This is a genomic window from Microbacterium sp. IO18, from assembly GCF_049099505.1.
In the GTDB taxonomy this organism is placed as follows: Bacteria; Actinomycetota; Actinomycetes; order Actinomycetales; family Microbacteriaceae; genus Microbacterium; species Microbacterium aurugineum.
In genome coordinates this window covers 1,818,981-1,831,636 of sequence record NZ_JBMJAF010000001.1, presented here as the reverse complement: position 1 = coordinate 1,831,636, position 12,656 = coordinate 1,818,981, and the positions used below count along the sequence as shown (strand labels likewise).

Below are 12,656 nucleotides of genomic sequence, written 5' to 3'. Positions count from 1 at the left end.
GGTTTCCGGGGCCTTTCGGCGTCATTCTTCCTGAGTTGTGAACGGCCGAGCGGCGAGAGCGACGGCGGAGTCAGGCCAGCTCGTGCACGTGCACGGTCGAGGTGAGGTTCGTGCCGTTGAGGTCGAGGTAGAGGACGCCCTCGGTCACGGTCAGGGTCATCGTGTTCCGGCGCTCGATCAGGGTGGCCGCGGTGTCGATGAAGCCGGGGTCGAAGCTGTGGACGCGGAGGTCTTCTCGGCGGTGGATGCGCTTGTCCGCCCACGGTGCCATCACTTTGGCGGGGTCGCGGTGGGTGTACACGACGGTGCGCTCGGCGAGTCTGCTGCCGTAGTGAAGTCGTTCGGCGTCGGGCGCACCGATCTCGACCCACGTGGTGATGAGGCCGGTGAGGTCGCGCACGAGAACGGCGGGCTCCTCGGTCGATGAGATGCTGCCGCCGAACGCGATGCCCTCCGCGAACTCGAGCCCGTAGGCGAGCACGCGGGTGAGCATGTACGCGTCGGTCTCGGACGGATGCCGCGCCACGCGCAGGGAGTAGTCCTCGTAGACGCCGCGATCGGTGTCAGCGAGCTGCACCTCGAATGTGTGGACTGTGGAACCGATCGCCATGATCACCGAGCCTACGCGGGTGGGAGCGGGGGCCCGACCGCGACCCCCGGCGAAGGCGGTCAGTGCGAGGCGTCGACCTTCTCGGGAAGCCCGGCCCGCTGCTCGTCGCGGTCGCGGAGCAGCACCATGCCGATGAGTACCAACGATGCCCCGAACGCCGCGGCTCCCAGCAGCGACAGAGTGGTGCCTCCGCCGAGCGGGAGGAGAGTTCCGACGACCGCGGCTGCCAGACCGCCGAGGAACAACAGGGCCCGAATCCACGGAACATGCGTCCACCGTAGCGCGGGTGCCTCCCTCAGAAGAGCATCGGCTGCGGCGCGGGTGCGGCTGTCCTGGCCGGTGACGGTGTGAACGTCGGGCGGTCGCGCCGGGGATAGTCGTCTTCATGACGGCCGTCGAGCCCGTGCATCCGGATGAGGGGACGCGCGCGCTTGGCGAGCCACTGCCGGTACGGCTTCGGCGCCTCGACGGAGGCCCCCGGATAGAGGCCGCGATACGAGGAGACCAGGTCGGGCCGGTGAGTGTCGAGCCACTGGAAGAACCACGGCTTCACGCCCGGGCGCAGGTGCAGGGCGCCGTAGACGACCCTGCGAGCCCCGGCCTCCTTGATGCGCAGGAGCGCGTTGTCGATCGCCTCGAGTGAGTCGGTCATATGCGGCATGATCGGCATCAGGAAGACGGTGACGCGGAAACCGGCATCCGTCAGCGCACGCACCGTGTCGAGACGGGCCTGCGTGGTCGGGGTGCCGGGTTCGATCGCCTTCTGCAACTCATCGTCGTACATCGCGATGGACATCTGCACGTCGACGGGCACCCGCTCAGCGGCCTTCACGAGCAGGGGGATGTCGCGGCGGATCAACGTGCCTTTGGTGAGGATCGACATCGGCGTACCCGAGGCGGCGAGCGTCTCGATGATGCCCGGCATGAGCTTGTATCGCCCTTCGGCGCGCTGATACGGATCGGTGTTGGTGCCCAGGGCCACGGTCTCGTGCTCCCAGCTCCCCCTGCGCAACTCCTTCTCGAGCACCTCCACCACGTTGACCTTGACGACGATCTGCGAGTCGAAGTCGGAGCCGCCGTCCAGGTCGAGATACTCGTGCGTGCCGCGGGCGAAGCAGTAGACGCAGGCATGGCTGCATCCGCGGTAGGGGTTGATCGTCCAGGCGAAGGGCATCCGGGAGGCACCGGGCACGTGGTTCAGGGCCGACTTCGACAGAACCTCGTGAAACGTCATGCCCGCGAACTCGGGAGTCGTCACCGTGCGCAGCACGTTGCTGCGATCTTCCATCCCCGGCAGCGCTGAGGCATCCACCTCTCCGAGTCTCTGTCCCTGCCACCGCATTCCTCTATTCGAACAGATCAACGAATACGACGCAAGAGACTCTGCGACTTATCTTCGAATGAGACAATGGGGTAATGCCCGTTCTGCCGCACGCTCAGCATGCGGCGCCGCGGTCCCCGATCCGGGGTCCTGCACTGCCGATCGGGGTGGCGGTGACCGCGATCGGCGTGCTGCTGTCCCTCGGGTCCCTGCCGTCGGCGTCGTCGGACGCCGTCCCGATGCCGGAGCCGGTCGCGGTGCTGCAGGTGCCGACCGTGCAGGTGGGGGCGACGACGGCCGCGGACCCGTGTGCGGACCCGGCCGTGCAACAGGCGGTCGCCGACGGTGACGATGTGGCCACGATAGCGGGCTTCGGGGGTGGACGGGCTTTTCGCGATGCGGTCGTCGCGGGCAACGCTCCCTGCGTCTCGCTCACCGACCCGGCACGTCTCTGGGTCGTGGTGAACAAGTCGCTTCCGCTGGACCCACCCGAGTACGAGCCCTCGGATCTCGCCTCCGTGCCGCTGCAGATGACGACGCCGTCCGGTCGGGTGCGCACCGAGGTGGCCGCTGCCGTCGGCGCGATGGCGGAGGCGGCGGTCAAGGCAGGGGTCGGCCGCATCGGCGCGAACAACGGCTACCGCTCGTACGGACTGCAGGTGTCGACGTACGACTCGCACGTGCGTGCGCAGGGTCAGCAGGGTGCGGATGCAGGGTCGGCCCGCCCGGGGCACAGCGAGCATCAGACGGGTCTGGCCATCGACGTGGTGGCCTGCGGTTCCGGCTGCGGGGGCCTGGACGGGTTCGGCGGGACGGCGCAGAGCGACTGGGTCGCCGCGCACGCCTGGGAGTACGGGTTCATCGTCCGCTACGAACAGGTCGGCACGCCGGTGACCGGTTATGCGCCGGAGCCCTGGCATCTCCGCTACGTCGGCGTCGACCTCGCCGCGGCGTATCACGATGGCGGATATCACACGCTGGAGGAGTTCTTCGGGCTCCCGGCGGCCCCCGATTACGGGCACTGAATCACGGCCATCCGCGGTCGTTGCGGCATCCGACAACCGCGGTACCCAGTGTCACGATATATGGGATGCATTCTCACAACGTGCTGTCTCACCCGCCTGCGGGGACGTAGAATCTCCGGAGCAACGATGCATGAGACGTTCAGGAGGACGGCATGGAACGCGACATCTACGACGAGGATCACGAGGCATTCCGAGACCTGGTTAAGGACTTCGTCAAGCGCCACGTGACGGGCGAAGCGATCGAGCGGTGGGATGCCGCGGGGGAGATCGACCGGGCCACGATGCTGGCGGCCGGCGAGGCGGGTCTGATCGGATTGTCGGTCCCCGAGGAGTTCGGCGGCGCCGGGATGCTGCAGGACTACCGTTTCCGCACGATCGTCATGGAAGAGGTCATCGCCGCCGGCGCGGGTTCCCTGGCAGGGGCCTTCGGCATCCAGGACGACCTGGCCGTGCCCTACCTCGTGCACATGGGGACCCAGGAGCAGAAGGAGAAGTGGCTGCCGCGCATGGCCACGGGTGAAGTGCTCGGTGCGCTCGCCATGACCGATCCCGGCGCGGGTTCGGATCTGCGCGGCATCAAGACGAACGCCAAGAAGGTCGACGGCGGCTACATCCTCAACGGCGCGAAGACGTTCATCTCCTCGGGCACCACGGCCGACGTCGTCGTGACCTTCGTGAAGACCGGCGAGGGCAACCGTCCCGACGCGTTCAGTCTGCTGCTCGTGGAGAAGGGCATGGAGGGCTTCGACCAGGGGAAGAAGCTCAGCAAGATGGGCTTCCACGGCTGGGACACGGCCGAGCTCAGCTTCACCGACGTGTTCATCCCCGAAGAGAACCTCATCAGCGGCAAGGAGGGCCAGGGCTTCATCCAGCTGATGCTCAACCTGCCGCTCGAGCGTCTCTCGATCGGTGTCGCGGCCGCCGCCGCCGCGCAGGCCGCCCTCGACTGGACCGTCGCCTACACGAAGGACCGCGAGGCGTTCGGCGAGCGCATCGCCGACTTCCAGAACACCCGCTTCCGCCTCGCCGACATGTCGGCGACCACCGATGCGATGTGGGCGTACATCGACCGCGCGCTGCTCGCCTACAAGGACGGCACGCTCACCGCCGAGGACGCCGCCAAGGTCAAGTTCTGGGCGACCGAGCGCGAGTGGGAGGTGCTCGACACGGGCGTGCAGCTGCACGGTGGGTACGGCTACATCATGGAGTACCCGATCGCCCGCGCCTTCACCGATGCTCGGGTGCACCGCATCTACGGCGGCACGAACGAGATCATGCGCGATCTCGTCGGCCGTCAGATCGCCGGCAAGCGCTGACACTTCCTCGCGCGGGATCAAAAACGCACCTCCGGAATGCTCCGGGGGTGCGTTTTTGATCCCGCACGCGCGGTCGGGCCGTGCGAAGACGGGTGACTTGTATCGACGATCGGGCGGGAATGGGCGGTAGCGTGCGCCGCATCCGACGTGGGTGCGGGGAAGCAGGCGGCGCGAATCCCTGATCAGAGGGAATATCTTCGCAGCGATGAAGCGCGTGGATCATTCTCCTGACTTGTCTCTTCATGGGATACATGTCCTGCACCATGATCGATACATGTCGGATACGAGATGTCCGACTCGGGGAACGACGAAGTCCCCGTACCCGCTCATCGAAGAGGCCGGAATGTCCACGCTCACCATGCCGCTGCTCGACCGTACGTCGACCGCCCCGATCTGGTTCCAGATCATGCGCGCCATCGAGGGCGAGATCGCGCAGGGGACCTGGGCGCCGGGCGACCGGCTGCCGAGCGAGAGCGCGTTGCGCGACCACTTCTCCGCATCTCGCACGTCCGTTCGCGATGCCCTGTCCCGGCTCGAGAGCGCAGGCATCATCTCCCGTCAGCAGGGCAAGGGTGCATTCGTCGAGCGGGCGCAAGGTCCCTCGGCGTGGACCCTGCCCTCGGCGCCGAGCCTCCTCGGCGAGTACAGCGAGGACGGACGCAGCGCACTGAGCTCCGAGATCCTCCGCGCCGGCATCGAACCCCTCCCGTCCTGGGCGGCGGCGGTCGTCGGCCGTGACTCGCCCGACGGTATGGGATTCGTGCTCGAACGCGTGCGCGCCGTGGGAGCCCGGACCGCCGTGCACGTGATCAACTACCTGCCGTCGCGCTTCGCCGGAGTGCTGCCCGATCTCCGCGACCCGCGCGCGAGCCTCTACGCCGCGATCCGGAACGTGGCGGGGGTGCGCATCGCTCGCATGCACCGCACGATCGAAGCCGTCGCCGCGGACCGAGCGTTGGCGAGTCTGCTCGAGGTCGAGCCCGGGCATCCGATCGTCGTGGTCGAAGCCGTCGCCTACGACCAGGCCGGACAGCCCATCGACTTCTCCCGCGCTTCGGTGCGGACCGACCGCCTGCGCGTCAGCGTCGACACCGGGTTCGACGCCGCAGGCATCTCCACCGAGACCGCATCCGGCCGCTATCCGACCGTCCTGCGCTGACCCCGCACACCCATCGAATTCCCCCGGGAGCCCTGCACATGAGCGAACACCGCATCCTCGTCATCGGCGACAGCTACATGACCGCCGAGATCTTCACCCGCGCGTTCGCGCAGCGGGGCATCGACGTCGACGAGGCGACGATGACGATCGCGACGCCGACGTGGGACACGTCTTCGATCCGGGAGTACGAGGGCGACCCCGCGGAGGTCGCACGCCTCGGACGCGGCTACGACATCATCGCCTTCCATGCGGCACCGGTCACCGCTGAGGTGCTCGCTGCACTCCCTGACCTGCGTCTGATCGGCTGCGCTCGCGGAGGACCCGTCAACGTCGATGTCGATGCCGCGCGTGAGCGGGGGGTGCGGGTCACCACGACGCCGGGGAAGAACGCGGATGCCGTGGCCGACCTCACCATCGGCTTCCTGATCTCCCTGGTGCGCAACGTGCCGGCGTCTTTGCGTGACGTCGACGAGCGGGTGGCCGATGGACGCCCGCTCGCCGAGTCGACCTTCGAGGGTGCGCGGTGGTTCGGCCGCGAGGTCAAGGGCCTCCGGCTGGGACTGATCGGCTACGGGAACGTCGCGCGGCTCGTCGCCGCCCGCGCCCGGGCCCTCGGGGCGACCATCACCGCCTACGATCCCTTCGTCGATCCGGATTCGGTGACGGATGCCACGATCGTCTCCGATCTCGACGCGCTGCTCGCTTCCAGCGACGTCGTCAGTGTGCACGCCCGGGCCACGGCCGAGAACCGCCACATGATCGGTGCTGCGCAGCTCGCCCGGATGCCCGAAGGATCGTTCCTCATCAACACGGCCCGGGAGTCCCTCGTCGATGAGGGGGCTCTCCTCGACGCCTTGCGCAGCGGCCGACTCTCCGGTGCCGCGCTCGACGTCAACGAGCCGGACGGGCCCTGGCGCGAGCTCGTCGCCGAGCCCTCTCTCATCCTCACCCCGCACCTCGCCGGGGCCACGAACGAGACCCTCGCCCGCGGCGCCGACATGCTCGCCGCCGAGGTCGAGAGCTTCCTGACAGACGGGAGCCTCCGATGGGAACGATGACCGATGTCTTCCTCGCGATCGATGCGGGCACGGGTTCGGCGCGGGCGCTCGCCTTCGACATCGAAGGGCGCCTCGTCGCGCGCGCCGCTCGTGAATGGACGCACACGGCCGTGCCCGGCCACCCCGGCGGCACCGTCTTCGACACGGAAGGCGGATGGAACGCCATCGCGGACGCCGTCACCGAGGTGGTCGCGCGGCTCGGCGATCGACGCGTCGCCGCCGTCGCCGCGTCGAGCATGCGGGAGGGGTTCGTGCTCTACGACGCCGAGGGACGCGAGCTCTGGGCCTGCCCGAACACCGATGGTCGGGCACGGATCGAGGCCGATGAACTGGTCGCCGAAGGGGTTGCCGACGAGGTGTATCGCACCGCAGGCGACTGGGTGTCGATCACCGCGCCCGCCCGGTTGCGCTGGATCGCCCGGCACCAGCCCGACCTGTTCGCGCAGGCCCAGCACCTCGGCATGCTGAGCGACTGGGTCACGACGCGCCTGACGGGAGAGTTCGTGACGGAGCCGACCAGCGGCTCGAGCTCGGCGCTGTTCGATCTCCGCGCGCGGAACTGGTCCGACGAGTTGGCAGGCCTGGTCGGGGTGAACCGTCGCATCCTCCCTCCCGTCGTCGAGTGCGGAGACGTCGTCGGTGCGGTCACGCCCGCCGCCGCTGCCGCGACCGGACTCGCCGTCGGGACCCCGGTCGTCGCGGGAGGCGCTGACACCCAGCTCGCCCTGCACGGCATCGCCGCCAGGGAGGGGGTGCCGACCATCGTCGCCGGAACCTTCTGGCAGACGACCGCCGTCGTCTCCGAACCGCTCATCGATCCGGAGCGTCGACTGCGCACGCTCTGCCATGTCGAGCGCGGCAGCTGGATGGTCGAGGGCATCGGCTTCCTCTCCGGGCTCGCCATGCGGTGGTTCCGCGATGCGATGTGCCCCGATGCCGCAGATCTCGGTCGTGCAGCCGGTACGTCGGCGTTCGCGGTGATGGAGGGCTGGGCCGCCGAGGTACCCGCGGGCTCGAACGGGGTGGTCGCGACCATGGCGAACGTCATGCAGGCGGATGCCTGGCATCATGCGGCGCCCGCCTTCGTGGGCTTCGACATCAATGACGCCGCGCACTCGTCGCGGGGCGCGTTCATCCGGGCGATCGAGGAATCGGCCGCCATCGTCGCGAACGCCCACCTCGGCATCCTCGCTTCGCTCACCGACGGTCGAGCCCTCGCCGAGGGGACCGTGACCTTCACCGGTGGTTCGAGTGCCGGTGCGCTCTGGCCGCGTGTGATCGCGGGGGTCACCGGACTCGACACCCGGGTGACCCCGGCGCCGGAGGCCACCTCCTACGGGGCGGCACGTCTGGCGGCGCGCGGAGTGGGTGCGGACCTGCCCCCGATGGGTGACCCCGATCGTGTCGAGCACGTCGACCCGCAAGAGCACGAGCGGTATCGCGCCGTGACCGAGCGCTGGCATCGCGTCTACCGGGATGTGCTCTCGATCTCGGGGCCCGACCTGCATCCGCTCTTCACCCCTCCCGGGGCCGCCCGCGCCCCACATGACCTTCCTCCCACCCGACTCTCGCACGCCGGCCACGCCGGCTGACGACCACCAGAAGGAGACACCATGGCAGACCTCGAAGGCAACGCCGCAGCGAAGAAGTTCCACGTCGAGACGCCGGCCGCCCGGTTCACCCAGAACATCCGCGGCGCGGCGAACCTCGACTGGGGAATGCAGAACCGCCTCTCACGCATCCTCGACCCCCGGACCGGACGCACGGTCATGCTGGCGTTCGATCACGGGTACTTCCAAGGGCCGACATCCGGCCTCGAGCGCATCGACCTCAACATCGCACCACTCGCCGAACACGCCGATGCCGTCATGTGCACCCGCGGCGCCCTGCGCACCTCCGTGCCGCCCGCGACCCGGGCCGGGCTCGTGCTGCGAGCCTCGGGCGGGCCGTCGATCCTCAAGGACCTCTCCGATGAGTACACGGCGATGGCGATGGCGGATGCCGTGCGCATCAACGCCGATGCCGTGGCCGTGCAGGTCTTCGTCGGAGGCGAGCACGAGAGCCGCAGCATCCGCAATCTGACCACGCTCGTCGACGACGGGTACGCGGCCGGTGTACCCGTGCTCGGTGTGACCGCGGTCGGCAAGGAGCTGGTGCGCGACGCCCGCTACCTGGGCCTCGCCACCCGCATCATCGCCGAGCTGGGAGCGCAGCTCGTCAAGACCTACTACTGCGAGGAGGGGTTCGAGGACGTCGTCGCCGGTTGCCCGGTCCCGGTGATCATGGCGGGCGGGAAGAAGCTGCCCGAGCTCGAAGCCCTCACGATGGCCTCGAACGCGGTGCGTGCGGGGGCCGCCGGTGTCGACATGGGGCGCAACATCTTCCAGAGCGCCGACCCCGCGGCCATGATGCTCGCCGTCCGTGCCGTCGTCCATGACGACGTCGATCCCGTGGATGCCCACGAGCTGTTCCGCGAGGCGACCGAGACACGGGTGCCCGCATGAGCGCCGAGGTGCTGCGGGCCGCGGAGGCCGACCTGCGTTTCGGCGACTGGGGGCCCGGCTACCTGGCACAGGACGAGGACGCCGCCTTCGGCGTGGTCGTGCTCCGTCCGGGAGACGTGTTCGCCAACCATCTTCACGAACACCACACCGAGTCGTTCGTGGTTCTCGAAGGACGTGCGGAGATCTGGCTCGACCGCCGCACCCGTCGCGTCGTCGAAGCCGGAGACGTGCTGCGGGCCGCACCGCACGAGGAGCACCTCGTGCGGAACCCGTTCGACGAGGTCTTCCGCGCCGTGTTCGTGAAGACGCCGTGGGTCGACGGCGACAAGGTCGATCGACCCTGGACCCCTGCCGCACCACCGACCGTCTGACTTTTCCTCCCCCACCCGAAGAACATCGAAAGGACAGCACCATGAGTGTGCAAAGACGCTCCTCATCATCCGCTCGCCTCACTCGGCGCGCTCTGCCCGTCATCGCTCTGGCATCCACGCTGGGTCTCGTGCTCGCCGGATGCGCCGGCGACTCCGGCGGCTCCTCCGGCGACGGCGGCGACAAGACCCTCAAGGTCCTGATCGCCGCCCCGCAGGAAGGCGCGGGCAAGATCCTCGAGGCCGACTTCGAGGCCGAGACCGGCGTCGAGATCGAGGTCGAGGTCGTGCCCTACGACCAGATCCAGACCAAGGCGATCCTGGACGCCCAGTCCGGGACGAACAACTACGACGTCATCCAGTACTGGTACACGTCGGTCGGCGCGCTCGCCGATGCCGGTGCGCTCGCCGACATCACCGATTGGGTCGATTCCGACGAGGACATCGATTCCTCCGACTTCATCGAGGCGATCTTCGGGCCGTACACGCAGTACGAGGGCGCGACCTACGGGCTGCCGATCGACGGTGACACGCACGTGCTGTTCTACAACAAGGCGATCTTCGAACGGAACGGCGTCGAGGTCCCGACCAGGTGGGACGAGTACGTCGAGGTCTCGAAGAAGATCACGGATGCCGAGAAGGCGAACGGCGTGTACGGCAATGCGCTGCTCGGCTCCAAGAGCGCCTTCAACATCGGCTCGACGTTCTTCAACCGTCTCGCCACGATGTCGCCCGATCCGATCGACCCGCAGATGCCGCAGCTCGACACGGAGTACGCGGTCGCGGCCGCGCAGTCGATGCTCGATGCGGCGCCGTCGGCGTTGCCCAGTCCGCTGGAGATCGGCTTCGAGCAGGCCCTCCCGCAGTTCCTCTCCGGATCCGTCGGCATGATCGAGTTCTGGACCGATCTGGGCGTCTTCGCGCAGGACCCCGAGCAGTCGAAGATCGTCGACGGCTGGGGCGTCGCGCCCCTTCCCGTCGGACCGGAGGGCAAGGTCTCCGGAGCCCTGAACGCGGGGTGGGCGATGGGCATCAGCCCCAATGCCGCCGACGAGGACCTGGCCAAGCAGTTCGTGGCTTTCGCGTCGTCGAAGGAGACCAACGAGAAGCTCGTCACCACGACGGGCTCCGGCGTCGACCCGACCCGCACCTCCACTCTGGAGAGCGCGAAGTACATCGAGTTCGCCCCTGAAGTGTCGGCCGTCGCGGCGCAGGTGCTTCCCAACGCGCAGTCGTGGCCGACCTCGCCGCAGGCGCCGGAGATGATCCAGTCGTTGAGCGACAACCTGGCGCTCATGCTGCAGGGCGGCCTGACCGCCGAACAGGCGATGCAGCAGACCTGGGACTCCTGGCAGTCCTTGGCCGACTGACCTCTCGTCGAACCCGGAAAGGACCGCTCATGTCGCAGCCCGTCGCAAGCCGTCGCGTCGCCCGACGCGGGTCGTGGACGGGGCGCGCCCTGCTCGCGCCCGCCGTCATCGCGATCGTGATCATCGCGATCTACCCGCTCGCGTACATCATCGCTGCCTCCTTCTCGGAGTCGTCGCTGGGGCGGCCGTTCTCGGAATGGGTCGGGTTCGACAACTTCGCCGCGATGCTGGGGGACGGGGTCACCATCCCGTCCCTCGGCAGGTCGCTCCTGTTCGCCATCCCGTCCGCGGTCATCGCGCTCGTCGCGGGTCTCGCGGTGGCACTCTCGCTCGATGCGGCCGTCAAGGGCGGTCGAATCATCCGGGTGCTCCTGCTGCTCCCGCTGATGACACCGCCCGTCATGGCGGGCGTCATCTGGAAGCTCATGCTCGCGCCCACCGGTGGTCTGCTGAACAACATCGGGCAGTCGTTCGCACCCGGGTCGGATCCGTTCCTGTTCCTCGGGTCGAGCCCTGCCGCGATGATCTCCGTCATCTTCGTGGATGCGTGGCAGTGGACGCCGTTCTGCGTGCTCCTGGTCTTCGCGGCGCTGCAGACGCTCCCGACGGAGGTCTACGAGGCATCGCAGGTCGACGGTGCCGGTGTGTGGCAGACGTTCTGGCGCATCACCTTCCCCCTGGTGCTTCCGAGCCTGATCACGGTGCTGCTGCTGAAGCTCGTGGTCTCCTTCAAGGTGTTCGACCTCGTCTTCATCATGACCAGCGGCGGACCGGGCTTCGACACCACCGTCAGCAGCTTCGAGATCTACCGCACCGGCCTGCAGACGTTCGACGTGGGAGCGGCCGCGGCTCAGACCATCGCCTTCCTCGTGCTCGTCACCATCGTCATCCTGCCGCTCAACGCCGTGCGGCAGCGCCTGCACAAGGAGAGCTGATCATGTCCCTCACGCTCCGCGTCCCCGCCCGCACCGAGGAGAGCGCGACGCAAACCCTCGTCGTCCCCGACGCGCGTCGTCGTCGTCGCCCGAAGGTCCGCACCTCGAGCACGTCGCGCCCGGGGCGTCCGTCCGTCGTGGTCACCGCCGTCAAGTGGGTCGTGATCGTCGTCTCGATCGCTCTGGCCCTGCTGCCCGTGCTCTACATGGTCGGAATGTCCTTCAAGAGCCCGGACGACATCCTGTCGACGCGAATCCTCCCCTCTCGCCTCGCGGTCGAGAACTGGGTCGCCGCGTTCGAGAACTGGCCGATCCTGACGTACCTCCGGAACTCGTTCGGCGCCGCGATCGTGGCGGTCCTGGTGGCGCTCCTGGTCTCGATCCCCGCGAACTACGCGATGGCTCGACTCCGCGTCGGAGGGAAGCAGGCTCTCGGGCTCATCGTCTCGGCCTACGTCGCTCCGCCGGTCGTGGCGATCATCCCGCTCTTCGTGCTGGTGCGCTCTGCGGGACTGATGGACTCCGTGCTGGGCCTCGGCATCGTCGAGGGACTGTTGCTCACGCCGGTGGCCGTCTGGTTGCTCGACGGTTTCTTCCGCGCCATCCCCTTCGAGGTCGACGAGGCGGCTCAGATCGACGGTTGTGGCCCGCTCCGCGCACTCTGGTCCGTCATCCTGCCGCTCACCGCACCGGGGATCGTCGCCGTCTCGATCATCGTCTTCATCCTCGCGTACAACGACTTCCTGATTCCGCTGCTGCTGACCCAGAGCATCGACTCCCAGACGCTTCCGGTCGGCATCGCCCTGATGCAGGGCGGCCGTGAGGTGATGTTCGGGCAGATGGCCGCGGCGAGCCTGTCCGGCCTGATCCCGATCTACCTGTTGGCGCTGTTCCTGCAGAAGTGGCTCGTGGGCGGTCTCACTCAGGGCAGCGTGAAGTAACTCGCCCCATCGCCCCATCGCCGCGTCGCCGCGTCGCCGCGTCGCCGCG

General features: G+C 68.3%; 13 protein-coding genes. 10 read left to right on the top strand and 3 right to left on the bottom strand.

Translation table 11 applies throughout. The features are described 5' to 3' along the window. Positions 1-70: 70 nt before the first annotated feature. The 3 genes from ACLF6J_RS08825 to ACLF6J_RS08815 are packed head-to-tail and all read right to left on the bottom strand — an operon-like array spanning position 71 to position 1,952. Entirely contained in the window at positions 71-610 is a 540-nt protein-coding gene (locus ACLF6J_RS08825; RefSeq protein ID WP_047522390.1) for a YaeQ family protein, read from the bottom strand. A gap of 59 nt (positions 611-669) precedes the next feature. Then, a complete protein-coding gene (locus tag ACLF6J_RS08820; RefSeq protein WP_244093583.1) occupies positions 670-855 on the bottom strand; it encodes a hypothetical protein in 186 nt (61 codons plus the stop codon). A 50-nt stretch (positions 856-905) separates the two neighbouring features. Next, complete coding sequence (locus ACLF6J_RS08815) at positions 906-1,952, bottom strand: Rv2578c family radical SAM protein (RefSeq protein WP_134352861.1); 1,047 nt, start codon at positions 1,950-1,952, stop codon at positions 906-908. Positions 1,953-2,026: 74 nt separating this feature from the next. Here ACLF6J_RS08815 and ACLF6J_RS08810 point away from each other — a divergent pair, with 74 nt between their 5' ends. The 10 genes from ACLF6J_RS08810 (at position 2,027) to ACLF6J_RS08765 (ending at position 12,607) form a co-directional block, all read left to right on the top strand. Beyond that, on the top strand, positions 2,027-2,956 hold the full coding sequence (locus tag ACLF6J_RS08810; RefSeq protein ID WP_134352862.1) for a M15 family metallopeptidase: 930 nt from the start codon (positions 2,027-2,029) through the stop codon (positions 2,954-2,956). A gap of 152 nt (positions 2,957-3,108) precedes the next feature. Continuing rightward, on the top strand, positions 3,109-4,272 hold the full coding sequence (locus ACLF6J_RS08805; protein ID WP_047522398.1) for an acyl-CoA dehydrogenase family protein: 1,164 nt from the start codon (positions 3,109-3,111) through the stop codon (positions 4,270-4,272). 343 nt (positions 4,273-4,615) lie between these two features. Further along, positions 4,616-5,431 (top strand): GntR family transcriptional regulator, encoded by an 816-nt coding sequence (locus ACLF6J_RS08800; protein ID WP_047522400.1) that lies wholly within the window; start codon positions 4,616-4,618, stop codon positions 5,429-5,431. Positions 5,432-5,469: 38 nt separating this feature from the next. Continuing rightward, positions 5,470-6,489, top strand: coding sequence for an NAD(P)-dependent oxidoreductase (locus tag ACLF6J_RS08795; protein ID WP_134352864.1), 1,020 nt, complete (start codon positions 5,470-5,472; stop codon positions 6,487-6,489). Beyond that, on the top strand, positions 6,486-8,081 hold the full coding sequence (locus ACLF6J_RS08790) for an FGGY family carbohydrate kinase (RefSeq protein ID WP_166804691.1): 1,596 nt from the start codon (positions 6,486-6,488) through the stop codon (positions 8,079-8,081). The genes ACLF6J_RS08795 and ACLF6J_RS08790 overlap by 4 nt, the downstream gene beginning before the upstream one ends. A gap of 21 nt (positions 8,082-8,102) precedes the next feature. Further along, positions 8,103-8,993: a 3-hydroxy-5-phosphonooxypentane-2,4-dione thiolase gene (lsrF, locus tag ACLF6J_RS08785; RefSeq protein WP_134352866.1), complete on the top strand. Its 891-nt coding sequence runs from the start codon at positions 8,103-8,105 to the stop codon at positions 8,991-8,993. Continuing rightward, the gene (locus ACLF6J_RS08780) at positions 8,990-9,364 is read left to right on the top strand and encodes a cupin domain-containing protein (RefSeq protein ID WP_131494031.1); all 375 of its coding nucleotides are present in this window, start codon (positions 8,990-8,992) and stop codon (positions 9,362-9,364) included. Before lsrF ends, ACLF6J_RS08780 begins: the two co-directional genes overlap by 4 nt. Positions 9,365-9,405: 41 nt before the next feature. Continuing rightward, a complete protein-coding gene (locus tag ACLF6J_RS08775; RefSeq protein WP_134352867.1) occupies positions 9,406-10,731 on the top strand; it encodes an ABC transporter substrate-binding protein in 1,326 nt (441 codons plus the stop codon). A 29-nt stretch (positions 10,732-10,760) separates the two neighbouring features. Continuing rightward, entirely contained in the window at positions 10,761-11,666 is a 906-nt protein-coding gene (locus tag ACLF6J_RS08770) for a carbohydrate ABC transporter permease (RefSeq protein ID WP_131494034.1), read from the top strand. Between the two features lie 2 nt (positions 11,667-11,668). Then, complete coding sequence (locus ACLF6J_RS08765; RefSeq protein WP_134352868.1) at positions 11,669-12,607, top strand: carbohydrate ABC transporter permease; 939 nt, start codon at positions 11,669-11,671, stop codon at positions 12,605-12,607. Positions 12,608-12,656: the final 49 nt, after the last annotated feature.